The 19,369-nt window shown below is 53.2% G+C and carries 15 protein-coding genes; 7 read left to right on the top strand and 8 right to left on the bottom strand.

Annotation, left to right across the window (positions count from 1 at the left end; genetic code table 11):
- The first annotated feature begins 45 nt into the window (after positions 1–45).
- The 6 genes from CA54_RS10600 to CA54_RS10580 all read left to right on the top strand — a co-directional run bounded on the left by CA54_RS10600 (position 46) and on the right by CA54_RS10580 (position 8,091).
- Positions 46–606 carry a sigma-70 family RNA polymerase sigma factor gene (locus CA54_RS10600; RefSeq protein ID WP_146370744.1) on the top strand — a complete coding sequence of 187 codons (561 nt, stop codon included), beginning with the start codon at positions 46–48 and terminating at the stop codon, positions 604–606.
- A gap of 291 nt (positions 607–897) precedes the next feature.
- Positions 898–5,112 carry a WD40 repeat domain-containing serine/threonine-protein kinase gene (locus tag CA54_RS10595; protein ID WP_146370743.1) on the top strand — a complete coding sequence of 1,405 codons (4,215 nt, stop codon included), beginning with the start codon at positions 898–900 and terminating at the stop codon, positions 5,110–5,112.
- Positions 5,113–5,703: 591 nt separating this feature from the next.
- The gene (locus tag CA54_RS10590) at positions 5,704–5,994 is read left to right on the top strand and encodes a winged helix-turn-helix domain-containing protein (protein ID WP_146370742.1); all 291 of its coding nucleotides are present in this window, start codon (positions 5,704–5,706) and stop codon (positions 5,992–5,994) included.
- Between the two features lie 334 nt (positions 5,995–6,328).
- Positions 6,329–6,505, top strand: coding sequence for a hypothetical protein (locus tag CA54_RS29260; RefSeq protein ID WP_197532370.1), 177 nt, complete (start codon positions 6,329–6,331; stop codon positions 6,503–6,505).
- A 2-nt stretch (positions 6,506–6,507) separates the two neighbouring features.
- A complete protein-coding gene (locus CA54_RS10585) occupies positions 6,508–6,762 on the top strand; it encodes a hypothetical protein (protein WP_146370741.1) in 255 nt (84 codons plus the stop codon).
- Between the two features lie 147 nt (positions 6,763–6,909).
- Positions 6,910–8,091, top strand: coding sequence for a Kelch repeat-containing protein (locus tag CA54_RS10580; protein WP_146370740.1), 1,182 nt, complete (start codon positions 6,910–6,912; stop codon positions 8,089–8,091).
- Between the two features lie 60 nt (positions 8,092–8,151).
- On the opposite strand, the gene CA54_RS10575 is transcribed toward CA54_RS10580, so the two are convergent.
- The 6 genes from CA54_RS10575 to CA54_RS10550 form a co-directional block, all read right to left on the bottom strand.
- Positions 8,152–9,366, bottom strand: a complete 1,215-nt coding sequence (locus tag CA54_RS10575) for a glycosyltransferase (RefSeq protein WP_146370739.1) — start codon at positions 9,364–9,366, stop codon at positions 8,152–8,154.
- Positions 9,367–9,414: 48 nt separating this feature from the next.
- Positions 9,415–10,917, bottom strand: coding sequence for a glycosyltransferase family 4 protein (locus tag CA54_RS10570; RefSeq protein ID WP_231963111.1), 1,503 nt, complete (start codon positions 10,915–10,917; stop codon positions 9,415–9,417).
- A 26-nt stretch (positions 10,918–10,943) separates the two neighbouring features.
- Positions 10,944–11,849 (bottom strand): sulfotransferase family protein, encoded by a 906-nt coding sequence (locus tag CA54_RS10565; protein ID WP_197532369.1) that lies wholly within the window; start codon positions 11,847–11,849, stop codon positions 10,944–10,946.
- Between the two features lie 70 nt (positions 11,850–11,919).
- Positions 11,920–12,717 (bottom strand): ABC transporter ATP-binding protein, encoded by a 798-nt coding sequence (locus tag CA54_RS10560; protein WP_146370736.1) that lies wholly within the window; start codon positions 12,715–12,717, stop codon positions 11,920–11,922.
- Between the two features lie 116 nt (positions 12,718–12,833).
- Complete coding sequence (locus tag CA54_RS10555; protein WP_146370735.1) at positions 12,834–13,622, bottom strand: ABC transporter permease; 789 nt, start codon at positions 13,620–13,622, stop codon at positions 12,834–12,836.
- Positions 13,623–13,673: 51 nt separating this feature from the next.
- Positions 13,674–15,071 carry a glycosyltransferase gene (locus CA54_RS10550; protein WP_146370734.1) on the bottom strand — a complete coding sequence of 466 codons (1,398 nt, stop codon included), beginning with the start codon at positions 15,069–15,071 and terminating at the stop codon, positions 13,674–13,676.
- Between the two features lie 531 nt (positions 15,072–15,602).
- Here CA54_RS10550 and CA54_RS10545 point away from each other — a divergent pair.
- Complete coding sequence (locus tag CA54_RS10545; protein ID WP_146370733.1) at positions 15,603–16,430, top strand: class I SAM-dependent methyltransferase; 828 nt, start codon at positions 15,603–15,605, stop codon at positions 16,428–16,430.
- A gap of 3 nt (positions 16,431–16,433) precedes the next feature.
- Here the strand turns inward: CA54_RS10545 and CA54_RS10540 are convergent, their stop codons facing one another.
- Both CA54_RS10540 and CA54_RS10535 read right to left on the bottom strand, forming a co-directional pair.
- Positions 16,434–18,071: an ArnT family glycosyltransferase gene (locus CA54_RS10540; RefSeq protein WP_146370732.1), complete on the bottom strand. Its 1,638-nt coding sequence runs from the start codon at positions 18,069–18,071 to the stop codon at positions 16,434–16,436.
- Entirely contained in the window at positions 18,061–18,786 is a 726-nt protein-coding gene (locus CA54_RS10535; protein ID WP_146370731.1) for a sugar transferase, read from the bottom strand. Before CA54_RS10535 ends, CA54_RS10540 begins: the two co-directional genes overlap by 11 nt.
- Positions 18,787–19,369 lie beyond the last annotated feature (583 nt).

The following is a 19,369-nucleotide window of genomic DNA, read 5'->3' as shown; positions in this document are numbered from 1 at the left end:
AATAGAACCTCGCGTCGGGGTTCAACGTGCTGTAGACTGACGAAGATGATCGACATCACAGAAATTCTTGGTCAAATTGATGAAGGCGATCCACACGCCGCGAATCATCTTTTGCCATTAATCTATAACGAACTGCGCAGGCTGGCTGCTACGCGGATGGCGAGCGAGCGGTCCGATCATACATTGCAGGCAACCGCACTTGTTCACGAGGCCTATGCCCGCCTCGTGGGGAGCAGTAGTGATACCCCCTGGGAGAACCGCGGGCACTTTTTTAGTGCTGCGGCAGAATCGATGCGGAGGATTCTGGTAGAGAACGCGCGGGCGAAGAAAGCCCAGAAACGTTCTGCCCCGCAAAATCAGCTGGCAATGACCAATATCAGTGTAGAGCCGCACGTACCGATCGAGGATTTTCTAGATCTGCATCACGCCCTCGAACAACTTGAACAGGAAGATGAGCGTCTGGCCTGTATCGTCAAACTGCGGTATTTCACGGGGCTGACAATCGCTGAGACGGCTCTCTGCCTAGGTATTTCTGATGCAACTGTGGTTCGAGATTGGCGTTATGCCCGCGCTTGGTTGCAGAGGAAGATGCAACCCAAGGGTTAACCCTCAAAGCGCAAGTCAATTCAGGCGCCAATTGGCTTATTAGTTCTCGTCAACGACTCGGCTTATTGCCTATATCGCTTTGACACTTTCAACATAATTATTATTGCTTTTTTTCTTTAATCCTTCATTAATGATGACTGATATCGCCCTCGGATTTCGCATTATGTAATGGAGGTGACATCCCCGGCGAGGTGGTTCTTAAGCCAGCGCCCTGCAGTTTTCTTCTAGCTTGAACAACGAATTCGCGCGCTGCAGAGAATCTGAATGTAAGTAGTACGGAGCAGTGCTTCGATGTCGATAAATCCGCAGACAAAACACCTCTTTGATCTCGCCGTCGAAATACCAGATCCGCAGCAGCAAGCTCTGTTCTTAGAAATTGCCTGTGCCGACAACCATGAACTGCGGACCGAACTTGAAGAGTTATTGCGTCACGATGCTACCGAAAACAACCCTTTAGACGCGCCACTGGCCCCGTCGATCCTGGGTCACTTCTCTGGATTACAACCGGGAACCAAGATTGGTCCCTACAAGATTCGAGAGCAAATCGGCGAAGGAGGGTTTGGAGAGGTCTATGTGGCCGAGCAGACCAAACCGATCCGCCGTAAAGTGGCCCTCAAGCTGATTAAGCTTGGGATGGAATCCAAGAATATTGTCGGCCGCTTTGAATCTGAGCGCCAGGCACTAGCCATGATGGACCATCCACATGTTGCAAAAGTGCTTGATGCCGGCACTGCGGCTGATGGCCGGCCCTACTTCGTGATGGAACTGGTCAAGGGTACCACGATCACCAAGTTTTGTGACCAGCAAAAACTCACGACAGATGAGCGCTTGAGGCTGTTTATCGATACGTGTCACGCCGTGCAACATGCGCATCAGAAAGGGATCATCCACCGGGACCTCAAACCGTCAAACATCATGGTCACGATGCGGGATGAAAAACCGATCGTGAAAGTGATTGATTTCGGTGTCGCCAAGGCATTGAGCCAACCTTTGACGGAAATGACGGTCTACACCGCGTTCGGCCAGATGATTGGCACGCCGATGTATATGAGCCCAGAGCAGGCGCAACTGAATGAAGTCGACGTCGACACCCGGTCCGACGTTTACGCACTCGGGGTCCTGCTGTACGAGTTGCTGACAGGGACGACGCCCTTTAATCGAGAGACCTTGGAGAGTGCGGGCTTCGACGAAATGCGTCGCATCATCCTCGAAGACGAGCCGCCCAAACCAAGCTCGCGATTGAGCACACTGCAAATGCAGAAAGTCGCGACGATTTCCGATCAACGAAAAGTCGACCACCGCAAATTGGGACGCAAACTGCAAGGTGAGTTAGATTGGATCGTAATGCGGGCGCTGGAGAAAGACCGCAACCGCCGTTACGAATCGCCGCGGGAATTCGCCGAAGACATCGATCGCTATCTGAAGGGACAAGCGGTCCATGCCTGTCCGCCGTCGGTGACGTACCGGCTGGGAAAATTCGCGAAGCGTCACCGGGGAAAGCTGACGAGTTTTGCCTTGCTATTAGTAGCGTTGTGCGCATTCGGATCCTGGGAGTTGGTGCAGTCTCGTCAGCATTTCCAGGAAATGAGCACCGTCATGGATCAGCTCAGGACCGCATTGGTCCAGGTTGAAGAGGAGAAGGAGGCGTCGGACAAAGCCAATCTATTGGCACAGCAAGAGACAGCGCGGGCACGCAAGACGAGTTATCTCTCACAAATGAATCTCGCTTTTCAGCGCTACGAAGAAAATCGGTTGATGGAGGCGTCACAGATTCTGGCCGACCAAATACCAGCAATGGGCGAACCGAACCTGCGGCACGTGGAATGGCATTATCTTAACTCCAAAGTTAAAGAGCGTTTTCGAGTCATCGGGACTCATTCCGCCGGTGTGCAAGACTTGGCTCTGTTTCCGGACGGCAAACGCGTGGCTTCAGCCGGTATGGATGGTGTCATATCGATTTGGGACATCCGCTCAGCAACACTGCTGAGGCGTTTTAAACTGCATCACCGGCCAATTCACGCAGTCGCCGTATCACCGGACAGCCGCTGGATTGCCTATGGCGAAGAGGATTATCCATACGATTCCCACGTGGTCTTGATCGATGCCAAGACAGGTGGCAAAGTGGCGCGGCTCAATAAATTCCCATATACGATTCGCTCGTTGGATTTCTCCGGAGACGGCAAGTACCTCATTTCTGCGTCTCACGGCAATATTGCCGTATGGGATTTTCAGGACGGCCTTGCCGGAACACTCCACAAGATTCCGGGTTCCACACATTTCAGCAGCATGATTCGGTTTGACGATGACGGTTTCACTCTGGCATCTCTAAATTCAGACACAAAGTCCATCGGGCTGTGGGATGTAAGCCGGCGAGCTTTGATTAAAAATATCAACAACCCCTCTCAGAAATCTCCCTTTGTATTCGCTTACAATGCGTCCCAACAATTTGCCGCGTACTTAATCGGACCTGTGGGGAAATGGGGCCGGCTCGATTTAGTCGATGCTGTCTCCGGGACTCGTCTAAGCATGTTTGATTGTAAGGGTCGGGAGCGTCTGGCTTTTTCGGCCGACGGGTCAACGATTCTCATCGGCTCTTACAATGGCTGGATTGAGTCGTCGGACATAGTAACCACTGAAAACTCGGGTCACCGAGAAGTCACTTTCCAAGGCAAGCCAAAGATCCGGGCTGTAAACGGGGCCGTCACCGCAATCCGTGCGATGAACTCCGAAATGGCTCTCGTGTCGGGGACTGATGGCGCGATCGTGCTGTATCGTTTTGGTGAGCTAGACTCTGAGCAACCTTTTGCACCTGAAGAGATCAGAGTAACGAATACCGCCACGTCGAATGATTCAAAACTTTTCGCTTGGCTGGGAACCGATGATCGCGTCCGTTTGACCGACTATCAAAGCGGAAAACTGTTGGCAACTTCAGTGAAACTGCCACATTTCGCTAGGACGTTGGTTTTCTCTCCGTGTGGATCACTACTCGCGGCCCAGTGCGACAATAAGCATCTTCAGTATTGGGATGTCTCTCAGGGAAACCTTCAAAGCCTCGGTAGCCGGAACTTTGGAAAATCAACTGGAAGGGATACTGCCTGGGGGCATGTCGCGATTGATCAGCAGCATGTGATCGGCTTTGGTAAAGAATTGGATAATCTCTATTTGCTCAACACACAAGAAAATGCGCGTTTTGAAAAGCAACTCCCCAATGCTTTTGCCAGCTCGGTTTTGCTCTCCCCGGACAATCGGATAATTGCTGCGTCAAATCTCGGTGTACAGATATTTGACAGAGCAACACTGAAGGCTCAAGGTACTTTCGTTAAGGCCGGTCATGTCTATAGCATGGCCTATTCACTGGACAGTCGCTGGCTAGCTTCTGGGCACAAGGACGGAGCGATTCATCTTGGAGACGTCTCAACCGGAGAGTCTCATATCCGACTGAACGGTCACAATTTTGCCGTACGTGCGCTCACATTTTCGCGTGACGGAGCACGATTGATTAGTGGCGATGGCGACGGCTATCTCGGCTTCTGGGACATAGAAACAGGAAAATGCTACGGATTGTCTCGAGAATTTTCTGTCAAGAATCAACGGATCCGCAAGTTGTCGATAAGCCCCGGCGAACATTGGTTGGATGTGACGGCAGGGTACCGCGTGAAACACCGCTGGACAAAGCGCGTTCCGCTTCGCCCCAACGAATGGCCGTATGCTCAACGACGCTTAGTGAACAACTTGCAGCCTCCTAGCCGAGCAGTGCAACAACCACAACTCCAGGGCCAATTGGCATACGACGGTTTTGAGTACCCAGCTGGAAGCCTAGCCAACAAGAACGGTGGGTATGGATTTCGAAGCGGCTGGACAGCGCTGAGCGATCTGACGAAACCCAGCAATGCCGAAGTCGTTGATCATGACATTGAGATACAGGGCGGGCATTTTCAAGCGACCGGTCATTCCATCTTGATGCAAGTCAAGGACACGTTATCGAGAGGCCTTGTTCAAAAGATCGACCTCTCACAAACGGGTGAGTATTACATCTCGCTGCTAGCCAAGCGTCTGCCTACGGGAAATCCCGATACCGCCAATCAAGAAGAATTGGAAATCTTATTGATGGGTAAGGAGACCATGCCGGTATTGCATTTCGGTGTGAGTAGCGGTCGAACTAGCTTCACGCGACGACTTGAGCAGGGGAAAGCGATCTCGCAAGGCACAACCCCCAAGCAGGAACATGTTGCCGATGACGTCGCCTATTTACTACTTATGCACATCCAAGTGACTTCCGACGCTGAAGGCCAACACGTGGCCCGCTGTCGCGTCGCGAGCATTCCCTCTGCACAGACCTTTCCGCATAGCATCAGCGAGGTCAAGTGGTCCGGCCCGGCACTTGACATCCGCACCGACATAACTTTTGACCGATTACGTATCACCAACGGACGCAACGCCAAGTATTTGATTGATGAGTTGAAGATCGGCACCACCTACGAGAGCGTGATCGGCGTTTCGCCGTAGGCTTACAGCGGTCCGCCTGGCGAACCGTTGGACACAACACCAACAACATTTTTCCTACGTATTGTTCGTTTTACATTCAGTCATCTCTGTAGGCCTATTAAGCAGGTACCACGTTATCAGATACCCGGATTCTCTAGGCGAATCATCCTTTAAGCGAGACAATGTCGAACACGCGAACCATTTCGTCGTCGAGTACCGACGCAATCGTGGCCGGGGTATTGTGAGCCCCAAAATTAAAAACCTAAGAGTACAGTAGACATCAACGAAACGAAACCACAACTCTGGGCAGTCGAAGGGGCACGGCGGGGCAAGCCATGCTGGAAGAGATCGGACAGGGGACGTGAGCGACTAGGCACTGCCAGCGTTGCGCACCTGCCAAACGGTTTTTGAAATCTTCTCTCACTTTTCATCGTCCAACCGCCGATGAATTCGATCGTTTCCCACTTGAACCGGGCCAGTTTTATTTTCCGGAACTGTCTCCCAAACAGCGGCCGATGATGCTGCCCGTCGAGGTCAGTGAATGTCCGATTCTCGGCGAGCACGTTGGCCGCAGGACAGATGCGAAACCTGAATAACGAAAGGGACGAAACTATGGCCACCCAGCAAACGACAGCGAAAAAAGTGACCACCAAAAAGGCCGCCGCCCCAAAGCTGAGCACCATCAACGCCGCCGCCAAGGTGCTCAGCGTATCTAAGGAGCCACTCACCGCCAAACAGATGATTGAGCAAATGGCGGCCGAAAAAATTTGGACCAGTCTCAGTGGCAAGACGCCGGATGCGACTTTATATGCGGAAATTCTACAGGAAATCCAAAGCCAAGGTGACGACTCACGGTTTGTGAAGGTCAATCGTGACCACTTTGGGCTCAACAAATCGCCCTGACCGCAGTAGGAGTCGGTTGTGCTCTAGCCTACGACCTAAGACGAAGGATTTGTAAGGAAGGGATCCTCCGACGAGGCCGTATTCGCCGGTTACTGCAACGAGACGTTTTCAGCCACGAGAAATCGCATTCCGCCCGATATTTCTTGTCGCCGTGTTGCTGCGATCCGCCACCGGTGAACGAGACGATTCTGCTCAACCTGATCAATTCCCACGAACGACTCGGTGAACTGCTACGGTCCAACAACCGTTTGCCCCAACGTTTCGCTGGCATACAATTGCGGCTAGAGTGGGAGTTCCGACTTCTGACCATGTCCTGAAATGCCCGAGGCGGGCGTTGACCCTGACCTCACGTTCTGAATTCTCCGGTTTTGCGATCGAAGAGACTACGGGACATGGCATCCTGGGCGACGACATTGACGGAGCGACCGTGCGCAACGTCAGCATTCGAACCGCGACCGGCGACGGAGTCTTCTTGGCCAATCGTCGGACATCAATATTTTTGAAAACGTGATCGTGGATAATGTCTCAAGCGGTACGGGGCTGTTGTTCTCCTCGATCAATGGTACGTCCGACGTGACAATCAACTACAATAGCATCCCACTGCTCAGCAGTGATGGATTTGTGGACCGCGGAATCATCTTCTCCACGGTCACCAGCAATGTCGAACTTCACGGGACGGAAAACAACATCATTACCGGCGCAACAACCCCGTTCTCAGCCGCCGACACCACCGGCCAAATCTTCGTCAACGGCGTCCGCGTTCCCTAACCGGCCCGCCGTTTGATCGCAGTCCCCCGTCAACGACCAGCTTTGGCTGCGGGAGGTCAACTCGCCTGATTTGTGGTACGGTAGGTGCAATACACGAGGCACAAGTTGCCGCCTCCGCCAATCTGCGGCATTAGCGAGTCAAATGCGATGACACGATGTGGAATTTTCTTGTTCGTTCTGTTGGCAACGCCATTGGGCGTGAAGATCTTAGCAGCTGAGGATAATGTTGAGCCCGCACCCGCCAAAAAAGGCGTGCAGCCGGCGCCGCCGCTATCGACGGATCCCCCAGATGCATATTCCCAGTTGCCAACGTTTGGAACCATCAAATGGGAAACCACAAAACTACCTTGGGTTGAGGAGGGTCCATACGCGGGCATCAGTGGCGTGGCGATGGATGTCCACAACGGCAAAATTGTCGTTGCCGGCGGCTTTATTCCCGGTGGAGATGAAACGGACGATCGCACCAGCCGCAAGACCTCGCGGTGGTGTTGGATCTATGACCCGGCTACTGACAATTGGAGCCGATTGGCTGACGCGCCCGATCGTCGCGAATACGGGCGGGGATTATGCTCCGGCGACAACTTCTATTTCTTCGGCGGCGGCAAGCAATATCAAAAGCAGGACCCTCCGTATCGTCCACACGGAGAATGCTTTGCTTTGGACCTCCTCCAACAGCCCCCAGTCTGGCGTCAACACAGCCAACTGAATGTTCCCCGGACTCACATGGCGGTCGGCCGTGTTGGGAACTACCTAGTCGTCGCTGGGGGGAATGAATATGAGTGGGCAGAGAAGGGTTATAGCCAAAACACAATTCGAAACACGACGGAGGTCTTCGATCTGAGCCAACCCGAATTAGGCTGGAAAACACGCTCCCCAATTCCAGCAGTCGGGCGAGGCTGGTCTGCAGCAGCGGCGTCTCAGGATCACCTCTATGTTTTGGGCGGGGTCACTTGGAACGAATCGGGAAACACGGTCGGTCTCCGCGAAACGTGGCGTTACAGTCCACAGCAAGACGTCTGGGAAAAACGAACACCTCCACCTGTTGCGATCTCTGGATGGGCAGGCGCGCTCTATCAACAGCGGTATGCCGTGATTGTCGGCGGGGTCATGCGTGATAAAGAGAAACCTGAGCGGAAAAGCTTTTGGTCCGATCTGACTTGGATATACGACGTGCAAGACGACCAGTGGCAACAAATCAAAGGCACGCTTCCGCCCGGCGCCGTTTTCAACGACTCCGCCGTCGTGATCATCGGCGACACCCTCTATGTCCTTGGCGGCGAGGGACCAAGAGGAAGTCATTACAACTACTTCCTCAAAGGCCGCCTTTGAGCCGATCCGCCGAGGACGATTCAACCGAACACGTAGATCAAAACCGGTTCGACGCAACCACTACGCAGCGCGGCGCAGTTCGCGTTCGACGAGATTTGGAAACGGCACAATATCCTGTGGAGCCTCATCTCTCGACTGCCCAGTGACCACCAAGTCAACGTAGTCAATGAGTTTGCGTTCAAAATTCTCCACGGAAAATTTTTCGGCCTGTTTGCGCGACAACTGGGGACTGATCCAATGTGAATTGGACTCGAATTCCAAGAGAGCATCGCACAGCGCATCGGTGGTTTGTTCTTCAAAGAACATTCCGGTCCCCTCAGTCTCCCTCGTGGCGGGAAGGACGGTCTCGAGGACTCCGCCGCGTCCATAAGCGATCACCGGCGCGCCGCAGGCCTGGGCTTCTAAGGGGACGATACCGAAGTCCTCTAACCCCGGAAACAACAGCGCGCGACAGCGTCTTAGATACCAGCGAATTTCCTCATCCGTCCGCCAACCTAGAATCTCCACATGTTTCAGTGACGCTCGTGAAAGCTTCTTCAGGAGCTGTCCGCTACCGATGACTACCAACTTGCGGCCCATTTTTTGGCACGCCTCAATCGCCAAATCAACCCGCTTGTAGGGCGCCAAGGCGGAGACATACAGATAAAAGTCTTGGCGTTCAATGGCTTCCGGCGTGTAAAACTCCGTGTCGACGGGCGAATGAATCACTCGGCTATCGCGACCGTAGCATTGTTGAATCCGTTGCGCGACATTGTGGCTGTTGGCTACGAAGTGCGTGACGCGGTCGGAACTGTCGCGGTCCCACTCTTTGATCCGTGAAAGCAAGTGGTCGCGTGTTGCGGCAACGGCAGACCGCGCACTACCGAGCAAGCCGCGTTTTTGGGAACTTTCTGGAAAGTACGCGTCCTTCATGTGCCAAGCGTATCGCATCGGTGAAAAGCAATAACAAATATGCGGTACGCCCGCGGGGCTGCGAATCCCCTTAGCCACACACGAGCTGAAACTCATCACGACATCGACGTCCTGGGACACCTGAAGTCGTTCGATGGCCGTGGGCATGACCGGCAATAGATAACGATAGAATCGCGAAATCGCCGGAATTCGCTGCAAGCCACTGGTCTGAATTGCCATCCGCTCAATGGCTGGACTGGTGGAGTTTTTGCGATGCAGCAATGTATAAAGCTGCGCATCCGGATAGCGACGGCAGGCGACCTCTAGACACTTTTCCCCACCGCGCATGCCCGTGAGCCAATCGTGAACAAGTGCGACCTTCATGGTTGCCTTTTCTAGTTAGTTATCGGGCCTGCTGCAGTTTCCCAGCGGTTAGTTGCGAATTTTATCCCGCGTTGCGCGAGAACGTTTTGTCTGCGACAAAGAACTCTTGGAGACCAAACGATGCGCTCGATGCCTGCCGGTTGCTTGACCGACATGAGACAGCGGCAACAGTTGATCAACTGTGCAAAGAAGCTCACACGTGCTTGATCGCCAATCGGGCAAGTCACGTTGCTTTGACTGATTAAAACCTTGCGGCCGCCCACCATTCAACACCGAAACAATGTGTCGGCTGAGGTCCGCACTATCCTGAGGGTCAAAATAGAAACAACCGTCCCCGCCCGCTTCTCTGTGCGGGGGGATATGACTAGCGATCACCGGCTTTTTTCGCCGTAACGCCTCAACGATGGGCAGTCCCAACCCCTCAGCCATCGACGGCATAATCACAACGGTCGCGGACCCGTATGCCAAATCGAGTTCACTATCATTCAGGTCGTGAAACAAATGCAGATTGTTCCCCAACTGCGAGTGCTTCGCCATTCGATGCATAATTTCATCGCACCGCCAACCGATTTTCCCCACAATGACTAAACCGAATTCGTGACCCGACTCCCAAAGCTGCTCGCAGGCATCTAAGAGTAACTGGTGGTTTTTTCGTGGCTCTAAAGTGCCGACACACAGACAACATGGCGTAGCGGCAATCGATTCAAGCTGCTTCACAATGTGTGGTCGCGGCGACGCGTTCCGCTGATTCGGATTGCATCCCAGTCGAAAGGCACCGAGGCGAGGAGTGTGCCTCAGTTGTTGTTCTTTAAAATAGGTGTTGAGATCCGCTTGTGTCGCTTCACTCACACAGACCATCGCATCCAGATTCCGGCAGGCCCAATTCAACCAATTTGTAAACCGTGACACCAACGACGGTTCAAACGTATCCGGCACGCGAACCGGCAGAATATCATGCATGACGCTCACTAGACCCGCGCCATGTTTCTTAATGTTTTCCAGTGCCACCCACGGGATCATGTTGCTCCAATTTGCATCCGGCAGGAGGAGTACATCGTCGCGTTGGAATCTGACAAAGCGAAACTGCAACCAACTTTTAGGCAACGCGATCAGGCTCAACACGACAAACAGACAACGCGCGAGAGCGGAAACAATACCTGCCCCCCTGCCCGACCGTTTCGGACGTGGGTCATTTTCCACCTGTGGTTTCGTGGAACTCCCAGAATGGCGTTTGATGAATTTAACCAACGCGAGCACTGTCCGGCGGAGGGATTCACCGAGTACGCGGGCGCGGGGATTGCGGTCCACGCTATGCTCTCCGATTTCTAAAAACCCCCATCCCATCCAAACGACGGGTGAGCAGGAAACGTTGATTTCCTGGCCAGCAGTTGAAGCATGCCGCGCGAGTTCCGTCACGACTCGTTGAATACCTGTTCCGCCACCAAAGAAATAGGTCTTCGTGCAATCCACGAAAATCCGCCGACCGACACCCGCGGCACTGCTGGGAGTCACCGCTTCTGTATCGACTTCTTGAGTCGGAGGAATTTGCATCACCGTAATGGCCTCGGTGTGGATTTCTAGGCTGCGAATTTTCGGTTCACGTTTCCAGGTTCGTTCTGAGCGGTTTCTAGTGCCTCGGGCTGCAACGACCAAAAGCCCGGTGCTTTGCCGGCATATTCCAAGAAACGCTGCGAATCTTCGGCAATACGTTCGAGCACCCAGTCCAGCGACTGCTGATTCCAAGTGACCGGCCCCGTAAAGCCTTTACGAAGCCCCAGTTTCATCCCAATCAAATTCTGATATCTTGTCGGGATCAGATTGCAGATACTGCCGGTGATCGGAGCCTGCCGCAGCCAACGCATTCCGGGTGTATCTTTGAGGGTACGACTTCCGGAATTGTAGACATGGTCGAGTCCCTCAAATTGGAAATCGTCCGACACTCCCAGGAACCGGCAACACTTTGCCAATTCCCCTGCGGAATCCGCGTTAAAATCTTCTAGAAATAATATATGGATCCGCTCATCGGGAAAATAAGATCGCAGGCAGATCAAGCGCTGCCAGTACATGGTATCCCGCATCATGTTCGGCAGCGTTTTTAACGTCTCACCAATACAATCAGATGCCCAAGCCTTCCATTTGTGACCGATATGGTGCATATAGCGGAAACTTGATTCCAATCGCCCAATCGGATCGCGAGCAATCAGAATCACTTTCATGTCTGGAAATCGATCCAGCGCGCGTTGATAGGCACGGTATTCATATTCTGAGGACGTATAGCAGGTACTTCCGTCTCCACACATTTGTCCCGGCTTAGCTGGCTCAAACAGTTTTTGATACCAATCCCACCCCATACCGTAACGATGGGCGAAATAGTTCGGCTCTTTCACCTGAGGAATATAAATCTGCGGATGTTGCATGAGGAACTTGCACAAAGACGTCGTGCCGCATTTGCTAAATCCCGGGATCAAAAAGTCGAGTTGCATTTCCGAGGGCCTCCTGCCGTCCATTCACAATGACTCAAGTAGCACGAATACGTCTATTTTTTGCAATCAATTAAGCGGCGCGTTTGCCGGCGTATTTCACGAGCGCCCCACCAGGACGTTGGTTGTTGCCCTGCAGCACAACCGACTCATATTCTTCGAACACTTCGTCCGGATCACCTTGCGCGCGAACTTCACCACTCTCCATCCAGATCAAGTGACTACACAGATCACGTAAAAAACTACGGTCATGCGTCGCCACGACAACAATCGATGCCGTCGACATCATGTCGCGAATACGGTGTTTCGCCTTCTCGCGAAAGGCAATGTCCCCGGCGTTGATCGCTTCGTCGACCAAGAGAATCTCCGGCTCAATGGCGGTGGCGATCGAAAAACCCAACCGCATCTTCATGCCGGCTGAGTAGGTCGAAACAGGCAGATCTAGATATCTGCCCAACTCGCTGAAATCGGCGATCGCCTGCATTTTGCTGCGCAGACCCTCGCGGCTTTCCCCTTGGAGATAGCCGCGATACTGTATGTTTTCCCAACCCGTTGCAAACTGTTCAAAACCAACGAGCACATTGAACAAGGTACTCACGCGGCCCGTCACCTGACGGGTTCCGCTTGTGATCGGATAGATTCCCGCCATCACTTTCAACAGCGTGCTCTTGCCCGCTCCGTTCAGCCCGATCAGTCCGATACGATCACCGGGAGCCACATCCAGATCCACACCTTGCAGGGCGTCGATCTGCATAATTTCTTCTCCCCCCGACAAACCAAAGCGGTGCTTCAACCAATCCCGCATCCGCATGGGGCCTCGCTTCGTCAGTTGGATCTGCAGTGAAACATCATCCAGATGTATCCGGGCCATCGCGTTATTTACCTAGTTGAGTTGAGCAATGTGCATTTTTGATGCGACGAGTTCCATTCAGACAGCGAATGTCGCCGTCGCACCAATGTCAGAGAGATGTCACCATACATTCCAGATCAAAGCCGCAAGACGAGTCGATTCTCACACCAGAACAGCAATCCACATGCAGCGGCAAAAGAAGCGACGACCAGCAAGGAGGAGAGTCCATACAACGAGGCAAAGTTGTCCGCCGGAAGACCATTCAACAACGGCCCGCGGACGAGATCCATCATCGCCGCCAGTGGGTTCAACGAGACAACCCATTCGATTTCCTTAAAGCGTGCCATGTTCTTCTGCCAGATAATCGGCGTGGCGTAGAACAAAATCCGCAGCGCAACTTGTGTGATTTGCGAAACATCAGGCACGTAGACGGCGGCAATCCCGAAGAAACAGGACAAGGACCAACCGAGCACCAACAGCAAAAGCGCCACGGGAATCAGCGAAATCACCCCTGCCAAAGTGGGCAGACCGCTGATGATGACACTCAACACCGCAACCGGCAGCATGGCCATCACGAGATGGAACACACCCACGAGCATGTATCGCAATGGATAGACGGCAATGGGGATTCTGTTTTCCAGAATGTAGACCGTCGCTCCTTGAATGCTTTGACAACCGCCGCTGACGACATGCGTGATATAATTCCAAAAGCACAAACCGGTCAGCACGTACAAAAAGTAATCCACCGCCGCATGCTGGAATGCGCGATGCAAAATGAACGTGAGCACCAACGCCAGCATGACCGGCTGGATGACGGCCCATAACACGCCTAAAGCCGATCGGCGATATCGCTTTCGTATGTCGTGCTGCACCAAGGAGTAGCAAAACAAACGGCTCTGATAGATTCCGCGTAAATATCCAAACATGGTTTTTCAGAATTCTATTTTCGAAGCGTCTTATCCCGGGGTTAATACTCGCTACGCCGCAATTTTTTCCTGCACATCGCCATCTGACGCCGAACCCTCCAGAGCACGCTCGATGGTCTGGCGAATGACTTCTTCCAAGCGAGGCTGAATGCTTGAACAACTTGCCCAGTCAGACATATGTGCTCGCGCTCTATCGGACATCGCTTGATATTCGGCCCAATGGCTCGTCACTTGGCGATAGCTATCTTGCAAAGCCGTCACCACAGATGACCAATCGATGCGAGCCCATGTTGTCTGAATTCCCCCGCGCGGATCATGCGGCCACGCGGCCGGCTCGGGGCTGGATTGGATCACGTGCCCGAAGCGGCCATCAAAATAGTCAGACATTGCCGAATGATTGGGAGAGATCCCCGGCCGCCCAGCCGCCAAGCTGTCCATCAACGGCAAGCAGTTTCCTTCGGCCTTAGTGGTTTGAACATAAAAGGTGGTGGCCCGAATCAATTCCTGCATTTGTTCATCCGGCAAGAAACCAGTCACCAACACCACACGACATTGGTGAGATATCATTCGTTGTTGGTACCACAACATAAACTGCCCGACAGATACCGGGTCGCTGGTCACCAATTTAATGACGAGCGTCACATCGGGACGATCACGCATAGCGATCAAAAAACCGGTCAGCAGGTCATGCCAGTTTTTGCGGCCGTCGTTGGGATTAAAAATACTCGTATAAACAATGCCGCTGAGCCGCAGCGGTGAGGTCTGCAATTGCTGACTGACAACGAGCTTTTGTGATCGCCACGTATGCCGACCAACGCGAATGGCATCGCGAAGTGATCGCGCAAGTCGATCTCCGAAGACCGGCCGCACAGCATTGCGATAGATGCCCCGCGCCAACGGCAGAACCGCGCTCCGTAAATTTATCCGACGACGTTTCGGTGTGTCGCCAGCCACGGGCGAATCGACAGCAGCGCGCTCCGGTTCTTGGTGACACAGCTCAACATGTTGGCAGTGCATTTCAACGGTTTGCTCGGGGCTCCACGTTGGAATATCAAACAGCGAGTCGGCAACAGGAACCTGCACGATATCGATCGGGACTGTGGTTCCTCGTCGTTGCAGCGCGTCCGCTGTAAACTTTCCGCTCACAACCACGCGCGTACAACAATTCGCGGTTGCCGGCCAATTGTTTTGAGGATTGTCGCCGAATTCATGATCCGGGACATCCGGGAATTCCCACGCCGGCGCAATCACCGAAGGGAGTGACTGAGGCAAGACCGCATCTTGAAACGGGGTGATACTGAATTGCAGTGGAAACAAACCATCGCGTCGCGCCTCTTCCGCAAGCGGAATCAATTCGCTGCGAGGGTCGTCCACCAATACCACTTTACCAATTTTCTCAAGCAAGGGGCGGTAGATCTTGGCAACGATGTCATGCGAGTAACCAGCCACACCTAGCTTTTTCCCAACCCCGGCTCCTGTGCCGTAACTGGTCAACAAAATGCAGGGCTCTCTGTTCCCTCGGGTGGGAGCCTCGACGGTATGTTTGACTGGCAAATCCAATTTCGACAGCTCCGTTTTTGAGAGGTGTATCTCTGCGAAAGGCTCCCCATTGCATCACGGCAATGCTGCACCTATTACGCCAAGCATCGATTGATCTTCGACGTCGTCTTCCGTGGCAACTGGGGATGTGGAGTTTGGGCGACCTTGTACAGTTGATGCCAATTGCTGTCAATGTTTTTCTAAATCATCCCATGCGAGCCGGTGGTTTGGCGGTGGTTTCGCGCGGGGGGGAGGGTAGTAACGCAAGCCCTGTTTCATCGAGTCCTAGGCGCTGGAAAACCTATTGACCTTCTGCGACCACTTCATATATGGTCCGCCCCTTCACAGCCTTTCGATGTCATTCCACACACGTTCCACCTCTTGGCCAACAATAGGTGAATCGTACGTCCATACATACACTCTGAGAAAAAGAGGCTTCTCATGTTGAATCGAGTTCGCAATTGGATGCGACTAGGAAGAAAAGTCGCCTATAAAGCGGCTGGACGTGTCCCAGGCGCTCTTGATCCAGAAGTAGTTCGCAGTATGGATGCGGAGCAGTCGGGTTGGTATATCGAAGAAACCGGGCAGTTATGTGACGGGTTTCAAATTAAGCCCGACGATATCGTGGTCGATGTGGGTACTGGTACGGGAGGCATGGCGATGTTCGCTGCCCGCCAAGGTGCCGAAGTACTTGCTACCGATATTGATGAAGATGCCATCGAACGCGTGAACAACATGGCGAAAGGTCAATTCGAAGGACGCCTCCGCGCACTCGTGAGCGACTCCAACCCCTTGCCGATCCCAGACGGATTTGCGACCAAAGTCATCTGCTCAGAAGTCTTGGAGCATGTTCCCGATCCTGCACAGTTCCTCAGCGAACTAGCTCGAATTGGGCAGCCCGGCGCCGAATTTCTGATCACCGTTCCCGATCCGGTGGCGGAAAATATTCAGAAATCCGTCGCACCGCCCGTTTATTGGGCGCCGCCGAACCACGTCCGCATTTTTGAGCGTGAGGACATCCAAGGTCTCGTCAAATCTGTAGGACTGGACATCGAACATCTCGGCCGCAGCAGTTTCTACTGGTCGGTCTGGTGGATCCTGTTTTGGTCTGCAAAACACGACCTTAGCGAACCGGAAGGTCCGCTACTGAAGAGTTGGTCGAAAACTTGGTACACGCTGATTTCGGATCCCGAGTCTGCTCACGTTCGTGACGCCCTCGATCAATTCATGCCAAAAAGCCAAGTCATCGTCGCCAGAAAAGCGGCATAAACATTACCGTTGAATGCGGCGCTGTGCATTATCCGCCGTCTGCGCAATGCGCGGTTCGCAGGCATACACGAGAACTTCGTGAGTCTTCGACCGAAACTTGCACTGCGCCACGAATTCTAATGCGGTTGTATGGTTGTCGGAATCAAAAGCTATAGCAGTCGCAACGGGCGGCTGCTTTTGCTTTCTTTGCACGATGACCAGGACTCGATGATTTGCCAGGCCTGCGAGCTCCCTGCCGAAGTCCTCATTCTGCTTAACGCACTTCCCCGAAGTCTCCGCATAGAAGAGCGGATACGGCGTGTTGGTAATCACTTTATCAAGCGGCCGTTTATGCTGCCGGATCCATTCCGCAGCGGCTAAGTCGGGAACAAACTGTGCGTGCGAATTACGCAAAGCTTGCGGCAACAGCGTTACAATCATCAGGGCCAAGAAAAATGCCAACGTCCAGGGACGCCCACGTCGAGCGGTACCGATCTTTCCCAGTAGGGTAATAATAATCGCAAAGTCCACCGCGAGTCGTAATAGTCCGGCCCCCACCACCGGCATTGAGAGTCCTAAAATCGGCAACAAATGTCGCTCAGAGATATATCCGCCGGTAATAAACAATCCCACCAACAACAGCATGTGCAGCGTAGCAAGCCCCCAAATCACCCGGGCCGGACCTGCCGGAAAGCGGAACTTGTTATTGGGCAACAGTGCCCAACAAGCAGGTAACAGCAGAGCTTGATACGTTTCGAGTATATTTTTGAAAAGCTGCGCCAACGCAGCGGCCAGGACACTAGCCGCCCCTCCTAAGGTCAGGGGCAATCCCGTTTGTTCGATGTGTGCCGACGGGGTCTCTTTGCTGGGAGACTTGGCGTCTGCCTGTTTCAAATGCCGGCTGAACTTGACCAGATTTTCCTTGCGACGAACCTTGTCGGTGATCTTACCGGACAACAGCACGTAAGGCCCCGAAACGATGGCCGTCGCTGTCATCAACAGGACCAGTCCCCGCCAAGCCTGTCGTCGCGACAGCAGTGTGCTGCGGCAAAGCTCGAATCCCAAAAATAGGCCGCCCACCAAGGCCACACTCCAGCCTTCTGGACGAATCCAATAGGCCAATCCAGAACAACATCCAGCGGCGAAATATCGCCACGTTCCACGTCCATTGACGGCATCACAAAGAAACCAGGCGCCGAGTAGATAAAAGCATAAGTGCCCCGAATCACTCAGCGCATCAGCGGCATTCAAACGGGCGATCGGAAGCACGGCGAATATGAGCGCTGCCAGATTTGCCGCAAGGTCGCCAACAAGTCCTCGCGTTAGCAGCCAAACGGCGACAATGCAGCCCAACCCAAAAACGCCGCTGACCAGGCGTGCTGCCCAAACCCACGATCCGACAGTCGCTCCGTCGCTCAAGTGCCCCAAAGCTCTATGTACTATGCAAATGCATGCGGGATATCCCGGGTGTTGAGTAAAATACGCGAATGCTTCGCGCGGCCGGTGCAGCTCTTGGGCGATCGCAATAAACCGCATGCCATCGCGGGCAATCACCGGTGAACGCCACGCATCGAAGATCTGAATCAATGCTGCGACACTCAATGCGACCGACAGCCAAAGGAATCGGCGCCGGGAATTGGACGAAATCGCGTTAGCGGTCACAGCTTTCGCCCCGCAGTAACTCCCAAGGTGTCATCAAACAAATATAGACATCCCGTTTGAGTGACCACGCGTTGATATAGTCCAGGTCACACTCCAAGCGTTTGCGAAGGGAAGTGTCGCCGCGCCATCCGCAGACCTGGGCCCAGCCCGTCAAGCCGGGAAGCATTTGATGCCTCAAATGATACTCAGGGATTTCCTGGGTAAATTTATCCACAAAGTGCGGTCGCTCCGGGCGGGGACCGACCAAACTCATCTCACCGCGAAGCACGTTAATGAACTGCGGTAGTTCGTCGAGAGAAAACCGCCGCAAAAAATGCCCCACGCGCGTCGGCCGAAGATCATTCTTAGCCGCCCACACAGGCCCGGTTTTTTGTTCGGCATCGACCGACATCGATCGAAACTTATACAGTTCAAACTCGCGTCCACCCCGACCAATGCGTGTCTGTTTATAAATGATCGGACCAGGAGACGTTAGTTTGACCAAGACCGCAATGATCAGCATGGGAATCGCTAATAGGATCAGCAACACCAACGACCAAGTGAAATCGCTCACCCGCTTCGCCATCAACGACATCGCTTTGACGTCGGGATACGACAACGAGTCTATACGAAATTTGTCAGAAGGAGCTCCCTCGACAACGAGCGTCCCGGAAAAGTGATTCGATAATACTCGCCGTTTGGAATCGCGCACGATCTTAGTCGTGTTGTTTCGCATAGCTGCAAACCTTGTGACAATGTCTTGAAGGCAATCGGTGAATTCCGAGATGGGATTGTTAGCGGCGAGCAGAGTTTGGATACCGGTTTTATCGGCACAAGCAGATATGCTTGTTCGGAAAAACTGGCGTATTTAGAACACGTCAGAGTGTAAAAACATGCTTTTGTGACAATTCACTTTAGAAATCGCCCCTGGTGTCCGCAGATCCAATGAGCGGCGGTCGCCATGCCTCAACTTCGCGCACGCGTCTGCGGAAATGCACTAAATGAGATGAGCCCTCCTCGTCGAGCCTGCTTAAGAGCAAAATCATTGATTTGCGGCGCATGTGGGATTTTGTCCGACGTAACTTTTTGGGACATTCTTCACAACTGTGCAAACCGGTGTTGAATCTTGCAATAAAACACTGACGATGAATGTTAAATCAAAGTCAGAGCAACTTCTAAATAATTAACGAACACCCTAAGAATCGGTTCCGTCGGAAAACTCACATCCCGACGGGACTTGCCGGTGTGACTGCTAGCCATCAACGAGTGTCCGACGACTGTCCCTAAAAAAAACGGCAATCCACTCGGCTACTCTTGGA

This window comes from Symmachiella macrocystis (genome assembly GCF_007860075.1).
GTDB classification, from domain to species: Bacteria; Planctomycetota; Planctomycetia; order Planctomycetales; family Planctomycetaceae; genus Symmachiella; species Symmachiella macrocystis.
The sequence above is the reverse complement of the archived record's forward strand: the minus strand, read 5'-3'. Positions and strand labels throughout refer to the sequence as shown.

Excerpts from the sequence above, each read along its gene's own strand:
- CA54_RS10570 (WP_231963111.1), bottom strand. The coding sequence starts at position 10,917 with ATGCAAATTCCTCCGACTCAAGAAGTCGATACAGAAGCGGTGACTCCC.
- CA54_RS10590 (WP_146370742.1), top strand. The coding sequence starts at position 5,704 with ATGGCCACCCAGCAAACGACAGCGAAAAAAGTGACCACCAAAAAGGCC.
- CA54_RS10555 (WP_146370735.1), bottom strand. The coding sequence starts at position 13,622 with ATGTTTGGATATTTACGCGGAATCTATCAGAGCCGTTTGTTTTGCTAC.
- CA54_RS10595 (WP_146370743.1), top strand. The coding sequence starts at position 898 with ATGTCGATAAATCCGCAGACAAAACACCTCTTTGATCTCGCCGTCGAA.
- CA54_RS10535 (WP_146370731.1), bottom strand. The coding sequence starts at position 18,786 with ATGCGAAACAACACGACTAAGATCGTGCGCGATTCCAAACGGCGAGTA.
- CA54_RS10565 (WP_197532369.1), bottom strand. The coding sequence starts at position 11,849 with ATGCAACTCGACTTTTTGATCCCGGGATTTAGCAAATGCGGCACGACG.
- CA54_RS10575 (WP_146370739.1), bottom strand. The coding sequence starts at position 9,366 with ATGAAGGTCGCACTTGTTCACGATTGGCTCACGGGCATGCGCGGTGGG.
- CA54_RS10545 (WP_146370733.1), top strand. The coding sequence starts at position 15,603 with ATGTTGAATCGAGTTCGCAATTGGATGCGACTAGGAAGAAAAGTCGCC.
- CA54_RS10560 (WP_146370736.1), bottom strand. The coding sequence starts at position 12,717 with ATGGCCCGGATACATCTGGATGATGTTTCACTGCAGATCCAACTGACG.
- CA54_RS10600 (WP_146370744.1), top strand. The coding sequence starts at position 46 with ATGATCGACATCACAGAAATTCTTGGTCAAATTGATGAAGGCGATCCA.
- CA54_RS10580 (WP_146370740.1), top strand. The coding sequence starts at position 6,910 with ATGACACGATGTGGAATTTTCTTGTTCGTTCTGTTGGCAACGCCATTG.